At 60.5% G+C, this 16092-nt stretch carries 16 protein-coding genes; 9 read left to right on the top strand and 7 right to left on the bottom strand.

Annotated elements, in window-relative coordinates; translation table 11 throughout:
* Positions 1-12: 12 nt before the first annotated feature.
* On the bottom strand, positions 13-1482 hold the full coding sequence (locus IM764_RS03640; protein ID WP_194186932.1) for an acyl-CoA carboxylase subunit beta: 1470 nt from the start codon (positions 1480-1482) through the stop codon (positions 13-15).
* Between the two features lie 99 nt (positions 1483-1581).
* Between IM764_RS03640 and IM764_RS03635 the strand changes: the two genes are divergently transcribed.
* The 5 genes from IM764_RS03635 to IM764_RS03615 all read left to right on the top strand — a co-directional run bounded on the left by IM764_RS03635 (position 1582) and on the right by IM764_RS03615 (position 5949).
* Positions 1582-2541 (top strand): biotin--[acetyl-CoA-carboxylase] ligase, encoded by a 960-nt coding sequence (locus tag IM764_RS03635; RefSeq protein ID WP_194186931.1) that lies wholly within the window; start codon positions 1582-1584, stop codon positions 2539-2541.
* Positions 2534-3073, top strand: a complete 540-nt coding sequence (locus IM764_RS03630; protein WP_194186930.1) for a hypothetical protein — start codon at positions 2534-2536, stop codon at positions 3071-3073. Before IM764_RS03635 ends, IM764_RS03630 begins: the two co-directional genes overlap by 8 nt.
* 99 nt (positions 3074-3172) lie before the next feature.
* Positions 3173-4390: a 5-(carboxyamino)imidazole ribonucleotide synthase gene (locus IM764_RS03625; RefSeq protein WP_194186980.1), complete on the top strand. Its 1218-nt coding sequence runs from the start codon at positions 3173-3175 to the stop codon at positions 4388-4390.
* A 60-nt stretch (positions 4391-4450) separates the two neighbouring features.
* The gene (purE, locus tag IM764_RS03620; protein WP_099297811.1) at positions 4451-4984 is read left to right on the top strand and encodes a 5-(carboxyamino)imidazole ribonucleotide mutase; all 534 of its coding nucleotides are present in this window, start codon (positions 4451-4453) and stop codon (positions 4982-4984) included.
* A gap of 80 nt (positions 4985-5064) precedes the next feature.
* Positions 5065-5949, top strand: a complete 885-nt coding sequence (locus tag IM764_RS03615) for a YdcF family protein (RefSeq protein WP_194186929.1) — start codon at positions 5065-5067, stop codon at positions 5947-5949.
* A gap of 2 nt (positions 5950-5951) precedes the next feature.
* On the opposite strand, the gene IM764_RS03610 is transcribed toward IM764_RS03615, so the two are convergent.
* The 6 genes from IM764_RS03610 to IM764_RS03585 all read right to left on the bottom strand — a co-directional run bounded on the left by IM764_RS03610 (position 5952) and on the right by IM764_RS03585 (position 12046).
* Positions 5952-7172, bottom strand: coding sequence for a dicarboxylate/amino acid:cation symporter (locus IM764_RS03610; RefSeq protein WP_194186928.1), 1221 nt, complete (start codon positions 7170-7172; stop codon positions 5952-5954).
* A 111-nt stretch (positions 7173-7283) separates the two neighbouring features.
* Positions 7284-7526: a hypothetical protein gene (locus IM764_RS03605; protein ID WP_099297805.1), complete on the bottom strand. Its 243-nt coding sequence runs from the start codon at positions 7524-7526 to the stop codon at positions 7284-7286.
* Positions 7527-7553: 27 nt separating this feature from the next.
* On the bottom strand, positions 7554-8372 hold the full coding sequence (locus IM764_RS03600; protein WP_099297803.1) for a carbohydrate ABC transporter permease: 819 nt from the start codon (positions 8370-8372) through the stop codon (positions 7554-7556).
* A 2-nt stretch (positions 8373-8374) separates the two neighbouring features.
* Complete coding sequence (locus tag IM764_RS03595) at positions 8375-9361, bottom strand: carbohydrate ABC transporter permease (RefSeq protein ID WP_194186927.1); 987 nt, start codon at positions 9359-9361, stop codon at positions 8375-8377.
* Positions 9362-9595: 234 nt separating this feature from the next.
* Positions 9596-10843 (bottom strand): ABC transporter substrate-binding protein, encoded by a 1248-nt coding sequence (locus IM764_RS03590; RefSeq protein ID WP_194186926.1) that lies wholly within the window; start codon positions 10841-10843, stop codon positions 9596-9598.
* A 147-nt stretch (positions 10844-10990) separates the two neighbouring features.
* Complete coding sequence (locus IM764_RS03585) at positions 10991-12046, bottom strand: ABC transporter ATP-binding protein (protein ID WP_194186925.1); 1056 nt, start codon at positions 12044-12046, stop codon at positions 10991-10993.
* 61 nt (positions 12047-12107) lie between these two features.
* Between IM764_RS03585 and IM764_RS03580 the strand changes: the two genes are divergently transcribed.
* The 4 genes from IM764_RS03580 to IM764_RS03565 are packed head-to-tail and all read left to right on the top strand — an operon-like array spanning position 12108 to position 16042.
* On the top strand, positions 12108-13298 hold the full coding sequence (locus IM764_RS03580) for a sensor histidine kinase (protein ID WP_194186924.1): 1191 nt from the start codon (positions 12108-12110) through the stop codon (positions 13296-13298).
* A gap of 25 nt (positions 13299-13323) precedes the next feature.
* Positions 13324-14148 carry a response regulator transcription factor gene (locus tag IM764_RS03575; protein WP_194186923.1) on the top strand — a complete coding sequence of 275 codons (825 nt, stop codon included), beginning with the start codon at positions 13324-13326 and terminating at the stop codon, positions 14146-14148.
* 41 nt (positions 14149-14189) lie between these two features.
* Positions 14190-15230, top strand: a complete 1041-nt coding sequence (locus tag IM764_RS03570; protein WP_370551532.1) for an ABC transporter ATP-binding protein — start codon at positions 14190-14192, stop codon at positions 15228-15230.
* Positions 15230-16042: a hypothetical protein gene (locus IM764_RS03565; RefSeq protein ID WP_099297791.1), complete on the top strand. Its 813-nt coding sequence runs from the start codon at positions 15230-15232 to the stop codon at positions 16040-16042. The genes IM764_RS03570 and IM764_RS03565 overlap by 1 nt, the downstream gene beginning before the upstream one ends.
* Positions 16043-16092: the final 50 nt, after the last annotated feature.

Here is a 16092-nt window from a genome sequence, read left to right as displayed (position 1 = left end):
CCCTAACTTCTCTTACAGCGGCATGTTGTTGTGCTTGCGGTGGTATCCGTCCTCCACCTTGCGCTCGAGCAGACGCAATCCATCGATGAGCTGCTGGCGCGTGGCGGAAGGGCTGATCACTGCGTCCACCAAACCGCGCTCTGCGGCGGCATAAGGATTGACCAGCTTCTGCTCCATCTTTTGGGCATCTTCGCCGGTGACCTCGGATAGAGCCTCAGCGTCGTCGGTGGAGATCTGGGCGGTAGGCCAGGCGAAGACCAGGTCCGTGCCCATCCGCTTGGCGCCCATGGCCAAGTATGCGGAGCCAAACGCGCGACGAACGATCACCGTGATCTTGCCCACCGACGCGTCCGCGGACGCAGACAGGAGCTTGGCGGTGCGGCGAGCGGCGCCGAGGGAGGTGGCGTCGGAAATAAAACCGGGAGCATCCACGAACGTCACCAAAGGAAGATTGAAGGTGTTGCAGAAACGGATGAAACGAGCAATCTTCTCCGCAGAATCAGTATCCAACCAGGCATCATTCTGAGTCGGCTGGTTGGCCACGATACCCACCGCGTTGCCGTTGATCCGGGCCACGGCGGTCAGCGCATTACGGGCGAAGACGGGCTGCAACTCCAGCAGGGAGGAATCGTCGACCACGCCGGAGATGATGTCCACCATGTTGAACTCGGCGCCGTCAGCATCGGGGATCGCGGAATCCAGCGCGATGGAATCGCCGGCCGGCTTGGCATCCGCCGACGGAGTCACAGCGCGGTTGTTGGACGGCAGGTAGCTCAGCATGTCCGCAGCCAGATCCAGTGCCGCGTGCTCATCGCGGGCGGTCAGATGTGTCAGACCCTCCTCGGCATCAGACACAGAGCTGGAGGAATCCTGCAGGTTCAAACGCACGCTGCCCTGGCCAGCGACCTCGATGACCACATCAGACAGCGCCACACCGTGGGCCTGAGAACCGGCAACTTCGCCGGCGACGATGGCAATCTGCGGGATCACACCGGAGGCCAGCGCCTGCAGACGGTAGATCTTGGAGTACATCTCCAGCGTGACGATGCCCTCCTTGGCGCGTGCGCCGAGGCCATCGTAGAAACCGATCAGGGGAGTACCGGACTTCACGGCCAGCTCCACAACCTTGACGATCTTCTCGCCGGTGACCTCGCCCAGCTGACCGTCGAAGATGCTGGAATCCTGCGAAAACACGCACACAGGGCGACCATCGATGGTGCCGTGACCGGAGACCACACCATCAGTGACCGGGCGAGACTTATCCAACTTAAACGCCGTGGAGCGGTGGCGAGCCAGGGCGTCGATCTCCACGAAACTACCTTCATCGAGCAAAGACTCCACGCGCTCACGCGCGGTGAGGCGGCCCGCATCGTGCGTGGCGCGCACCGCATCCTCGCCCACCGGGGTGCGGGTCTCAGCGAGGCGCTGCTGGAGATCCCCGATCTTCCCAGCGGTTGTCGATGTATCCGTGGTAGCAGTCATGCGCCATAGTTTACGGACTAATTTTTGGCACACAACAATAAAGGGGCGCATTGCGCGAGTAATCGGCGCTGTCCCGCGCGCACGCTAAGCTGAAGCACCATGAGCAACGGACAGTACACCCCGGAGAGCGCGGCGGCCACCCCTGCCCGCGCGCCGCTGGATGCTGCGAGGTTGACTGCGCGCCTGCGGACGTTGGGGTACGCAGACGTAGACGTGGTGCGAGTCACGGGCTCGACGAACTCGGATCTCTGCAACCGCACTGAGGCGCCCAACGGGACCGTGCTGATTGCCGAAGAGCAATCGCAGGGCCGCGGCCGCCTCAACCGAGCGTGGAGCGCACCGGCTTTCAGCCAGGTCATCGTGTCTGCATCCTTCTTGCTCCCGGGTGTTCCTTCGAATCGCTTGGGTTTGGTTTCCTTGCTTGCAGGGGTGTCCATTGCCGAGGGCTTGCGGAAGTCTGCTGGCGTGGAGGCCACATTGAAGTGGCCGAATGATGTGCTGGTGGACGCGCGCAAGCTGGTGGGGATTCTGGTGGAAGCTCCGCACGTGGGCGATGTGTCGCGCGTGGTGGTGGGCTTCGGCGTGAACTATGACCTGACAACCAGTGAGCTACCCGTGCCGCACGCCACGTCTGTAGCGCTCGAGACGACGAGGTCGCAGGCGGCAGGGGTTAACTCTGAAGAGCCAGCGCCCGAGTTGGCCTCCCGCGAGGACATCATCGTGGCGATCTTGCTGCGCCTGCAAGAGGACATGGAGCGTTTTCGCACCATGGGTGGGGCACCCCAGACGTTCCTTTCGCGGTACAAAAAGCTCTCCACCACGCTAGGAACCACGGTGAAGGTGATGCTTCCCGGCGATAGCGTGATGGAAGGTACCGCCGTGGATATTGCCGAGGACGGCCAGCTGATCGTGGACACCGGCGGTTCACGCACCAGCGTGTCTGCGGGAGACGTGGTGCACCTGCGCCCGGGCGGAGCAACAAGCGACAACCACTACGCTAATTCACCAGAAAACTCTGCAAACACGAATGAAACACAGGGGGAGGCAGGCCGTGACTAAATTAACCATTGACCCGCAGGAACACCTGCTGGCGGACTTAAGCCCACAGCGTCGCTCTGTGATCTTCCCCGTGCTGGAACTCATCATCATTACTGGTCTGGCGTGGTTGCTCGTCGGATTGATCGATGCCCACTTCGATTCCGTCGCCCGCTCCACCTTTGGTGCGGTGTACAGCCCGCCGAGCCAGATCGTGGCAATGCTCCCAGAAGACCAAACGCTGATGGTGTTGCTCTGGTTGCGCCGCGCCGTCCTGGTGGCATGGGTGGTGCTCTCCTGGACCCGCTGCATCCGTCACCTGGTGTTCCGCTCTCGCTCGCGCATGATGCTTACCGACGAAAGGCTCATCACCGCCACCGGGCATTGGCGCAGCGAGATCGCTCAGATCCCTTTGGCTCACATTGTTGATGCCCGTCACCGCGGGTCCGACGTTGCGCTGTACACCATGGGAGCTCGTATGCCCGTGGTGCTGCACAACGTGCCCAAGGCCAAGAAGTTCGTGCGCCTTCTAAAGAGCGAGATCCGGCCACTATAGTTAATAGCCGTGCCACAACAGACGAGCTCTTCTGCAGATAACAACCCAACGAACCAGACCCCTGCGGCCCAACTCGCGGAAACTGTCGCCGATTGGAGCCTGTCCCGCGCCTCTGCCCACGCGCTGGGTGCACCATTGGTGACCATCATCGGCGATGGCCAGCTGGCCAGGATGATGCACCAAGCGGGAATCGAGCTGGGCCTGACCACGCGCGTGCTCGCGGGTGCTGCCGATTCCTCTACCGCGCAGGTCACGCCGGACGTGGTGCTGGGGGATTACACCAACCGCGCCCATGTGGAAGAGGTTTCTCGCGGATCCGACGCCGTGACGTTTGATCACGAGCACGTCCCCAACGAGTTCCTAGAAGCCCTCATCGCTGAGGGAATTAATGTGCAACCCCAGCCCAAGGCTCTGGTTAATGCCCAGGACAAGCTGGTCATGCGCAAGCGCATGCGGGAAATCGGTGCCCCAGTTCCACCGTTCATAGAAATTACCTCGGTGGATGAGATCCGCGAGTTCTTTGACATCACTGGCGGAAACGTCTGCCTGAAGACGCGCCGCGGCGGTTATGACGGCAAGGGCGTGTGGTTCCCAGCTACCGCAGACGATGCTGCCGAACTGGTCGCGGATCTGCTGGAGCAAGGACTGCCACTGATGGCGGAGAAGAAGGTGCAGCTGGTGCGCGAGCTCTCCGCGATGGTGGCCCGGACTCCCTCAGGCGAAGTCCGCACCTGGCCCGTGGTGGAATCCGTCCAGGAAGACGGCATCTGTGTGGAGGCAGTTGCACCCGCACCGGATACCAGCGCATCTATCCTCACCGCCGCCGAGGAACTCGCCCGCGTTGTGGTTTCTGAACTCGAGGTCACGGGAGTTCTCGCCGTGGAACTCTTCGAGACCGTGGACGAAGCAGGCCAGCCAGAGATCATCGTCAACGAACTCGCCATGCGCCCACACAACACCGGCCACTGGACCCAAGATGGCTGCGTGACCAGCCAGTTCGAACAACACCTGCGGGCCGTGCTGGACCGTCCGCTGGGCGATACCTCTCCGATCGGCCCCACGACAGTCATGGCCAACGTGCTCGGAGCAGACAATGACCCAGACATGGCGATGCACCGCAGGATGGATGAAGTGTGGCGTCGATACCCGAACGCCAAGATCCACATGTACGGCAAGGAATGGCGACCGCGCCGCAAGATGGGCCACGTGAACATGGTGCGCACGGAAGGCCAGAGCGTCGATGAACTGCGAACCGCAGCGCGTGAAGCCGCAAACTATCTGGTCACGGCGCAGTGGACGGATGGCTACACGGGTTAAAGTGGGAAAGCGTTAAGCCACCCGTTTGCATCAGTAACGAGAAGAAGTAAAGGCACTCCCATGACCTCTCCGGAAAACACGCAGAACACTCCACAGCCATTGGTGGGCATCGTGATGGGATCGGATTCGGACTGGCCGACGGTCCAGCCAGCCGCCGAAGTACTCGCGGAGTTCGGCATCCCCATGGAGATTGGCGTGGTATCCGCACACCGCACCCCGGAGCGGATGCTGGACTATGCGCGCAACGCGCACACCAGCGGCATCAAGGTCATCATCGCGTGTGCTGGTGGTGCTGCTCACTTGCCGGGCATGATCGCCGCGGCCACTCCGCTGCCGGTCATTGGCATTCCACGGGCGCTGGGCAACCTGGACGGCTTGGATTCTCTGCTGTCTATCGTGCAGATGCCAGCGGGCGTGCCCACGGCCACGGTGTCCATCGACGGTGCTAAGAACGCCGGTTTGCTGGCTGTGCGGACCCTCGCCGTGGGTAGCGAGCAGCTGATGGAGCAGATGGTGCGCTACCAAGAGGCCATGCGAGATCAGGTCTTTGAGAAGGATCGGGCGCTGAAGTACAAGCTGATGGGCGGGGAGTAATTCCTGTTCCGCAGTCTCCGGGCAGCGGCCCGCTGAGTGCGGCGCTGAACCGATTCAAGCGCTCTGCATGGGTGGGCGTGGTGGCTCTAGCTGGCGCCGAGCTGGGATGGGTGGCTCTGTGGCTGCTGGTTAGCTCGGCGCATTCTGAACTGCTCAGCGCGGCGTTTGAGGTGGCCTACGGCGCCCATCTGCTGCCGTTGATCGCAGGTGCCGCAGTATCGGCGCCATTGGTGCGCTCGGGGGATCGGCGCGGGTGGGTGCACTTGTTGACGGTGGTGGCCGCTGCGGATTTCGCTTCACTGGTGCTGGGACTGTGCGTGGCCGTGTGGGTTCCCGGTTGGTTGTGGCGCTCTGCGGTGCTACTTGCGCTGTGCGCCTGGCTGGCGGTGGCCGCGTGGAGTGTGATCTTTGTGCGTCGGATTTCGCCGAGCCGCACTGCGCTTCCCAGCCGCCCGGTCGATGCGGTGGTGGTGCTGGGCTGTGGCCTGGTGGGTCGGTGGCCAGGCCCCATGTTGTGTCGACGCCTAGACCGTGCCATTCAGCTGTCCTCCCCAGATGTGCCCGTGGTGGTTTCCGGTGGGCAGGGAGCTGACGAGCTCACGTCTGAAGGCCAGGCAATGGCCGATTACCTGCACTCCACTCACGGCGAGCATCTACGGCGACACCGTAACCAAGTGTTGGTGGAGGATCGAGCCACCAACACGCGAGAGAACTTGCGACACAGCCTAGAGATTCTGCGTGAGCACGGCCTGGCTATCCGAGAAGTGGCCGTGGTCACCAGTGACTTTCACGTGCAGCGCACAGAGATGACCACCGATGTGGTGGCAGGCCTGGATAGAGAAAACGGCGGTAACGTGCGCTTTTCCGTGTTTGGTGCGTATACACCGCCGGTGGCACGTCCCGCCGCTTACGTTCGCGAATTCGTCGCGTACGTGCTGTGGACTCTCCGTGGTCTTAAATCTTGAGGTTAGCGAGCCAGGAGTTCGTCGTCGCTCAATTCTTCGGGCTCTTCCCGGTCCAGCTTGCCCTTGGTGAAACGGTTCACGATCAGGGCGATGGCGCCATCGCCGGTGACGTTTGCTGCGGTACCGAAGGAATCGATGGCGATGTAGGCGGCGATCATCAGGGCCACCTGCTCATCGGTGAAGCCCAGCATGGAGGACAGCAGGCCAACTGCAGCCATGATGGCTCCGCCTGGCACGCCTGGGGCCGCAATCATGGTGACACCCAGCATCATCACGAAGCCCAGCGCCTGACCGAAGCTGACCGTATCGCCGGAGATGAACAGCACGGCGAAGGCGAACAGCGTGATCTTCATGGTGGAACCCGCGAGGTGGATGGTGGCGCACAGCGGAACGACGAAACCGGCGACGGATTCGGAAACTCCGTTCTTCTGCGCGCACTTGTACGTCACTGGGATGGTCGCAGCTGAGGACGAGGTGCCCAGAGCAGTGGCGTACGCAGGGAGCATGTTCTTGAACGCGGTCAACGGGTTCTTGCCCGCAATCGCACCAGCGAGGGCAAATTGGATGACCAGCAGAACCAGGGTGCCCACCACGGCAACTACCAGCACGATCAGCAGCATGCTGATGGTGTGGGTGAGGTTTCCGTTCATTCCCATTGTGAGGAATACGCCGAAAATGTAGATCGGCAGCAGCGGGATGATGAAGGATTCGATGATCTTCATAACCACGTCGCGCAGCTGATTGCTGCCGCGTCGCAGGATCTCCGAAGGTACGGCGGTCATGGCCAGCCCCATGCTGAAAGCCAGCAACAGGGCCGTCATCACGGCGAACGGTGGATCCATCTCCACGGTGAAGTAGGAAGCCAGCTGGCCCTCTTCGATATCCGCGACAGTGTCCACGCTGAGGCCATCCAGCAAGGAGGGGTACAGCGTCTGGGAAGCCACAAACGCCAGCAGGCCGGAGAAGATGGTGGAGCCGTAGGCGATGGCGGTAGTCAGCGCGAGCCACTTGCCTGCGCCACGCCCTAAGTTGGCGATGGCCGGTGTGATCAGAGCAAAGATCAGGACGGGGACGAAGAATCCCAGGAAGTTGCCGAACAGGCCATTGACGGTGGCAAAGAACCGCCCCAGCCATTCGGGGGCGAAGAAGCTGACAATGATGCCAAGGATGATCGCGATGACGATCTTAAACAGCAGCGACTGCGTGACGCGACTAGCTTTCATAAAGGTTTCCATCACTAATAATTGGAGAGACACAACGAACTACAAGGAGCGTAACCTGTATGCAGCCTGTGTAGTTAAAACTTGCGGGGAATTAGCGGGGGAGTTTTGCAGCTAGCGGTAGCGGCTATATCCGCGCCATGCCAGCCATAGGAAGACAAGCAGCACGACCAGCATGATTGAGGGGGCCAAGCTGGGCTCCGGTTGGAACAGATTCCACACGCCTTGAATCAGGGCCAGAACGGTGAAGAATCCCAGGAATCCCAATAGTGATTCCCATATCAGCTTCTTACGTTGATCGTCCGCGGAGCCGCCGTTGATATCGGATGCTCCGCCGCGCTGCTGATCCTCGTGCATCGGGTCTGGCCTCTCACTTCTCAAGCTTTACTTCACGCCACCGGCGGTCAGGCCAGAGACGATACGGCGCTGGAAGATCAGCACCATGATCACCAGTGGGATGGTCACCAGTGCGCCCGCGGCCATGGTGGCCGCATAGGGGAATTCGAAGGAATTGGTGCCGGAGAAGCGGGCGATGGCCACCGTCACCGGCTCGGTACGAGTGGTGGACAGCTGCTTGGCCAGCATGAACTCGTTCCATGTTGCGATGAACGCCAGGATGGCCGTGGTGAACAGCGCGGGAGCAGCCAGCGGCAGGATGACCTTGCGGAAAGCCAGGGACCGAGACGCCCCGTCCACGCGGGCGGCTTCTTCCAGCTTCCACGGCAGCTCGCGGAAGAAACTGGTCAGAGTGTAAACAGTCAGTGGCAGCACAAAGGAGATGTTCGGGATGATCAGCGCTTGGTACGTGCCGATCCACTCGATGGAGCGGAACAGCTGGAATAGCGGGGTGACCAGCGCGATTCCCGGGAACATAGAGGCCGCCAAGATGATGCCGGTCACCGCACCCTTGCCGCGGAAGTTCACGCGAGCCAGCGCATACGCCGTAAACACGCCCACGGCCAGGGCGATCAGAGTGGTGGCAAAGCTGACCAGCAGCGAGTTGCCGATCGCGCGCAGGAAGTTGTTGCCCGCGTCCGTGGCTAGCGCATCCGCGAAATTATCCAGCGTCAGGTGGCTGGGCAGGGGGTTGGTGGAGAAGGTGTAGGCCTTGTCCCGCAGTGCGGTGATGACCATCCAATAAAACGGTGCCAGGCCCCACACCAGGATCAACAGCACGCCGAGGTAGTTGCGGAAAGTCTTCATGTTTAGACCCCTTCCTTCGCGCCGTGGGTCGCGCTGTTCTTTGCGTTCGCGTCCGTGGTGTTTTTCTTTGTCCGACGCCAAATCGGTGTCTTCTTAGACTTCGGTAAGTTCTGGGTACCGCTGACATCGGCGCCGAGGAACTTCACCATGATGAAGGCGATGGCGAAGATGAGCAGGAAGATCAGCGTGGACATTGCGGAGGCGGAGTTGTACTTACCCTGTTGAGTTGCTCCGATGACCAGCTGGGAGATGACAGCGGTGGGGGAGCTGGTGGCCTCGCTGATCATGATGACCGGCAGGTCGTACATGCGCAGGGCATCGAGGGTGCGGAATAGTACCGCGACCATCAGTGCGGGCTTGATCAGCGGTAAGGTGATCTGCGTGAACTGCTGCCACTTGGATGCGCCGTCCACGCGGGCGGCTTCGTAGACTCCCTGTGGAACCATTTGCAGGCCAGCAAGAATCAGCAGTGCCATGAATGGGGCGGTCTTCCACACGTCGGCGATGATCACTGCGGATCGGGCTGCCCATGGGTCGGTTGTCCAGTGCACGGTGGTGCCCAACAGTGAGTTGACGATTCCCTTATCCGCGAAGATGAATTGCCAGAGCTTGGCGGTCACGGCGGTGGGGATAGCCCAGGGGACCAGCACTGCTGCGCGCAAGAATCCGCGGCCGATGAAGCTGCGGTTCATCACCAGGGCCATCCACAACCCGAGGAGAGTTTCCAGAGAGACGGTGACCACCACGAAGAACAGCGTGATCTTCAGGGCCGGCCAGAAGTCGGTGGACAGCTGTCCGTTGGCGCACTCCATGACTTGCCCGGAGGGGCTCATGCATCGGTTGGATAGCCAGTACAGATAGTGCTGTAGGCCGGCGAATCCGCCGGTGACAAAGCGTCCCGTTTCTGGATTGATGTGCTTATCTGCGAGGAAGGACAGATAAATCGCACGGAGAACCGGATATCCGATCACCACTGCGAGTAAGGCCATCGAGGGTCCGACGAGCCACAGCGGGCGCCAATCTCTTTTCTTTTTCGGCGCCGGGGGCGCACTTGAGGTGAGGGGCGTGGACACGCGGTCTCCTGTCCGTCAAAAGCACTGTGAACTTAAGTAGAGCATCCCACATTGTGCGGGATGCTCCGAAGTTGTCACAGCACGGGCGTTAGTTGGTGCGTCCAGCATTACTTATGCCGGGCGCAAAGTGCCTAGGCGGCGTGCGGGGATTTAACCCTGCGTGTTCTGGATTGCCTTTTCCATTTCGGTGGTGGCATCGTCCACAGACATACCTGCAGTCAGCGCTGCGTAGGCGTTGTCCTGCACTGCCTTCGACAGTGCATCGTAGGTAGGGGATGCCGGGCGAGGCTGCGCGTTTTCCAGGGAGATCTTCAGCGCCTCCATGTACGGGAACTGCTCCTGGATGGCGGCCTCATCGTAGATGGAAGCCAGCACCGGCGGGAAGGATGCCTCAGCGAAGGAACGCTGGTTGTCCTCATTGATGATGAACTTCATGAAGTCCAAGGCAGTGGCCTTGTGCTCAGAGTTGACGTTGATGCCGTTGTTGTAACCGCCGAGGGTGGACACGCCCACGCCGTCCTTGCCCACCAGTGGGGAGACCTCGACCTTGCCCTTGACCGCGGAGCCCTCCTCCTCGGAAGTGGCGTACATGTATGGCCAGTTGATGGCCATCGCGGTATCACCCTGGGTGAACGCGAGGTTGGTCTCTTCCTCGCTGGCGCCGGTGGATGCAGAGCTGATGGTGCCGTCCTTGTATGCGTCCACCAGTGCCTGCAGACCCTCGCGGGACTCCTTGGAAGTGACGGTTGGCTGCAGCTTGTCGTCGGTCAGACCTCCACCCCAACCAGCCATGAAGCCGGCGGTGTTCACAGTCAGGCCCTCGTACTGCTTGAGCTGGGTGGTCAGGCAGTCCTGGTTTTCCACCTTCTTGCAGGCCTCAACCACGTCATCCCACTTCTGTGGCTCTTCCTTGACCATGTCAGTGTTGCGGTAGAGCAGTTGGCCGTTGGTGTTCTGCGGCAACGCGTAGAGGGTGTCATTGTAGGTCGCGGACTTCACGGTGGCAGGCAGCAGCGCCTCAGTGTCCACCTGCATGTCACCGGTCAAAGGAGTCAGCCAGCCGTTGGCGGCGAACTGAGCGGTCCAGACGACGTCGAGCGCCATGACATCGATGTCAGAAGATCCTGCCTGGAGGGACTGCACGAGGGTGTCACGCTGAGCGTCCGCCTCACCAGCCAACTCCTGCAGGTTGACCTTCTCGTCTGGGTGCTCTTCGTTCCACTTGTCGATGATCGGGCGGAGCTTGTCTGTATCGTTCTTGCCCATGGCGAAAGTGATTTCGCCGCGGCCGTCAGTGTTCTGTGCGGCCTGGCCGCCCTCTTCGGTCTCGGAGCAGGCAGCGAGCGTCAAACCCGATACCGCCAAGACAGCCAGCAGCTTCTTGTGTTGCAGAGCCATCGTGAGCCTTTCTATCGTCCTCGAGAAACAGTCAAGATTTCCAAACGGAAACTCTTTGTCGGCTCATCATAATGGCTGCGCGGGTTCTGCCCTAGAGATTCGAGATAACTGCTGGCGCAGCCGTACCCCCAGGGCAACCGAGCGGGATTAGTTTTCCACTCTCAGCTCGGTTTCTGCATCAAAGTAATGCACTTTGGCGTCGGAACGAATAACAACCTGAGCACGTGATCCCACGGACGGCAGCTGGCGAGAGTCCCCACCACGGGCGATCAGCTGCCCATGTTCGGTATCCACATATACATATGAATCTGCGCCTAGTTCCTCCACCATCTCCACGGTGCCGGAGATTCCCTCGTGGGAATCTTCGGGGCGAACCTCCAGGCCCTCCGGACGCACGCCGACGATCAACGGCTTGTTCTCATGACCCGCGGGTGCGGTGTAGTTCCACCCGGCAATCGGGCCATCGGTGGTCACCAAGTTCATCGACGGGGAACCGATGAAACCGGCCACGAAGGCATTCACGGGACGGTCGTAGAGTTCCTTGGGGCTATCCACCTGCTGCAGTTCGCCAAAGTTCAGCACAGCCACACGATCGCCCATGGTCATGGCCTCTACCTGGTCGTGAGTCACGTACACGGTGGTCACACCCAGGGAGGACTGTAACTTCACGATCTGCGCGCGGGTCTGCACGCGGAGCTTGGCATCCAGGTTGGACAGCGGCTCGTCCATCAGGAACACCTGCGGCTCGCGCACAATTGCGCGACCCATAGCCACGCGCTGACGCTGACCACCGGAGAGATCCTTCGGCTTGCGTGCCAGGAACTCCTCCAGGCCCAGGGTCTCGGCAGCTGCGCGCACGCGCTTTCTGATCTCCTCTTTGGGAGTCTTGGCTACCTTGAGAGCGAAGCCCATGTTCTCCTCTACCGTCATGTGCGGGTAGAGGGCGTAATCCTGGAACACCATCGCGATATCGCGCTCCTTGGGCTCAGTGCCCGTGACGTCCTTGTCGCCGATGGTGATGCGCCCGCCAGTCGTTTCTTCCAGGCCCGCCAGCGCGCGCAGGGTGGTGGACTTGCCGCAGCCAGATGGCCCGACCAGAACCAAAAACTCTCCATCGGAAATCTGGAGATCAAGATCCTTCACCGTGGGGCGTTCAGCTCCCGGGTATTGGATGTACACATGATCGAAGTTCACGTCAGCCATGGGCGCTAATCATACTGCAGCAGGACGCGGGCACGGGGCGAAATGCCTATGCTCTACGTTTATGCCGAATACATATCCCTTGGCGGCTGACGGCCCGTGGTACCGCGATGTGACCTTATGGATCCAGATCGTGATGCAAGCCGTGACGTTCACGCTAACGGGGCTGATCTTTGGACTTCCTCCTGCGACGTCTCTGCCGTTTTCTGCGAGCCTGCTGTGCTTCGCAGGTTTGGCGGTGACTTTTGTGGGCTTACTGGTGCAGCGGTGGAGAGCCAGGTTAGGGCTGGTCATCTCTGGCGTGGGGCTGGCAATGCAGGGCATTTCTGCGGTGCAGGTCTACTTTTTGGCGTATTTCGTTGTCTGTTTCGAGGCGTGGTACATCGCGGCATACCTGCGCCGGAAAAACTGCTGGTGGCTGGCGATCCTGTGGGTCGGTTCAATGGCATCCGTGACCTGGGGTTACATGCGCGTGAACTTGGGTGGCGACTATAGTTCGGTGCCACAAGTGGGATTCTTGGCGGTAGTGCTGACACTGCTGATCACGGCGAGTATTGGGTTGTCCACGATGCTGGGGCGTTCCACCGCCAAGCGCAACGAGAAGATGGAAACGCTTGCCGCGCGCGCCGAACTGGCCACCGTGTCGGAGCGCAACAGAATCGCCCGAGAGATGCACGATATCGTCGCCCATTCCCTCACCGTGGTCATCGCCCAGGCTGACGGGGGCAGGTACGCGGGCCGGAAAGACCCGGACAAGGCCATGGAAGCGCTGGAGACGATCTCCGCGCGCGGTCGCGATGCGTTGGCGCAGATGCGATCCTTGCTGTCCGTATTGCACGACGATTCGCAGGACGAGCGCGAAGTTTCTGTCGCGCCGGGTGTGGCGGGGATTCCTGATCTAGTGTCCGACGCCAAGCGCTCCGGCCTTACCGTTGATTACCAGGTCGAAGGCGAACCGCAATCCTTGGAGGAGGTGCGTGACCTCACGGTCTATCGCATCGTGCAGGAGTCTTTAACGAATGTCATGAAGCACGCAGGCAGCGTGCGCGTGGTGCTGCGCATGCAGTGGAGCAAGGAGAAGGTGCGCATCGCCGTGGACAATCAGCGCGGCGAGGACCAGATCGAAGGCAGCGGTCGGGGACTGACGGGCATCGCGGAACGGGCCCGCGTACACGGTGGCACGGCAACCTGGGGGCCTTCGCGCCTGTTCGCGGGTGGTTGGAACGTCACTGCTGAGCTTCCTACTGGGCGCTAGAAATTAGGACGATATTGTGAAGGGCATGAACTCACCACACATCACGGTCGGGTTGGTCGATGATCAGCAACTGGTGCGCGCCGGTTTTTCCTTGGTGCTCGATTCACAGGACGACATCGAGGTGCTGTGGCAGGCAGAACAGGGACAGCAGGCCTGTGAGTTGGCAACGCAGCAGCCGGTGGACATCATGCTGATGGACGTGCAGATGCCCGTGATGGATGGCATTGCTGCTACGCGAAAGATCCTGGATGCAGCTCCGGTCGGCCCCGGTGGCGAAGTGACGAAGATTATCGTGCTGACCACCTTTGATAACGATAGCTACGTGTTGAAATCAGTGGAGGCGGGCGCCAGCGGGTTTCTGTTGAAGGACGCGGAGCCCGAGGATCTGCTGTCTGCTGTGCGCACGGTCGGGGAATCTGCGTCCGTCATTAGCCCCAAGTCCACCGCCCGTTTGCTGCGACACGTGCGGGAGATGGGGACGGGTGAAGAATTTGACGGCGCCGCGTCCACAGAAGGTATGGATGGCGAGTGTGTCTGCGACAAGGGTGCGAATAGAGAGTGCGCGAGCGAGGATGGCACTCAGGGGAATTCTGATGCGAGCGCAGATTTCGGATTGGTAGAACCGCTCACCCCGCGCGAATTGGAGATCCTACGGCTGATGGCCAAGGGCAAAAGCAATCAAGAAATCTCCACAGAGCTATTTATCTCTTTGCCGACCGTGAAGACCCACGTGGGTAAGGTCTTGCTCAAGACAAATTCCCGTGACAGGGTGCACGCCGTACTGTTCGCCTTCAGAAACGGGGTGGTTGACCCTGAGGATCTTCTGGGGGATGTGGGGGATCATCCCTGAGGATGACCGATTCAGACCGAAAGAAATAGTACTTCGGTCGGATGTGCAGTCTTAAAGTTTCCGGCATTGTAGATGTCATGATCACAGTCGAAAATCTCACGAAGCGGTATGGAAAAAAGACCGCAGTCAATCAGCTTAACTTCCACGTTCCGGACGGCCAGGTCACAGGATTCCTTGGGCCCAACGGTTCCGGAAAGTCCACCACCATGCGCTGCATGCTCGGCCTGGACGCTCCTACGACGGGGCATGTGTCCTTCAGCGGCGCATACCCACACGGCGAGGCTTACAACGCCTCGTTTGCTTCTCTGAACATGAAGGCCGCCGTGGCGGGTTCTGTTCTCGACGCCCACTGGTTCGAACCCAAGCGCTCCGGACGTAACCACCTGCGCGTCATCGCTGCTGGTGCCGGCATTTCGGACAAGCGAGTGGAACAGTGTTTGGAACTAGTCGGTCTGGAAAAGGCTGCGAAGGGCAAGGTCGGCGGTTACTCCCTGGGTATGAAGCAGCGCCTCGGCCTGGCAGGCGCTCTGCTGGGCGATCCACAGCATCTGTTGCTGGACGAGCCCGTCAACGGCCTGGACCCAGAAGGCGTGTCCTGGATCCGCCGTGTCATTCGCCTGCAGGCCGCCGAGGGGCGCGCTGTATTGGTCTCCTCCCACCTGCTTTCGGAAATGCAGCAGACGGCTGACCGCCTCGTGGTGATCGGTAAGGGAGAGCTCATCGGTGAGTATTCGATGGCGGAGTTCCTCGCAGACGGCACCCGCGTGCTGGTGGAATGCCGCGAGGCCGTTCTGCTGGCAGAGGAGTTGCGCAAGCAAGGCCTGAAGGCAGATGTGGAACGCGAACGCGTGTTGAGCATCACCGTGGGACAGCAGATCTCGGAACAAAAAGTCCGTACGGCGGTCGCCGAAGCAGCACTTTCTCAAGGCTTCCTGGTCACTGGTCTGAAGACTGAAGCCGCCAACTTGGAACAGCGCTTCCTCGCAGCCACTTCGGGTGCCCAGGAGTACCGCACCCAACAGATCCCAGGTCAGAATTCGGCACCAACCAACACCCCACAACAGCGCTCGGAGGCCAAGTAATGAACGCCACAGTTGCCGAAAACCACAATTCTCAATCTGTGCCACGCCGCCAGCCGGTAGTGGCGCAAGGAAATCAATTCGCTCACGCATTCAAGTCCGAGCTACGCAAGGTGCTGACTCTGCGCAGCTCCATCATCTGGGTTGTCCTGATGACTGGCTCACTCTACGGATTCGTGGTGCTGCAAGGCCTGTTCACCACAGAGAAGGCTCCGTTGAACTGGAACGACCTCACCACTGGCACTTTGGTGTTCATGCTGCTGGCGATCGTCTATGGAGCGGGAGCTAGTGCCGGTGAGCTGGGCAACCACATGCAGGCCCACTCATTCTTGACCCAGAAGGCCCGCTGGCACTGGCTGTCCGCACGCTTAATCATCACGGTGATGTTCGTCATCGTGAACTACGCAGTGGGCCTGCTCGTGTCCCTCCTCGTCGCGGTCATTATGCCGAAGCTGGAGTTCAACGGCGGAGACATCAAATTCGCGTGGGTCCCAGCAATCTACCTGGCTGGATACGCCCTTGTCGCAGCAGGTGTGGCCATGATTACGCGTAGCCGCGTGGCTGGACTGGCACTGCCGTTGGTGTGGTTCCTGGTCATTGAAAATCTGCTCTTTGCTTTCGGAACTACTTACGAAATCGCCAAGAAGCTCTACGAAATCTCCCCGGGGCACGCCATGCAGGATCTCTCCATGGAGGCCTTTACAGCAGAAGCTCCGGCATTCACCGTTGCCCACAACGTGACGGTGCTCGCCGTGTGGGTAGCGGTCGCGGTAGCAGCCGCACTGTTCTTCAACAGCAAGCGGGACGTGCGCTAAGCACCAACGGTCAAACGACCTCACCCTGCGAAGACAGTACTACGAAGTCA

The sequence above is a fragment of the Corynebacterium sp. ED61 genome (assembly GCF_015233855.1).
Lineage (GTDB): Bacteria > Actinomycetota > Actinomycetes > Mycobacteriales > Mycobacteriaceae > Corynebacterium > Corynebacterium dentalis.
Note: the sequence above shows the minus strand (reverse complement) of the source record. Positions and strands in the feature narration are given on the sequence as shown.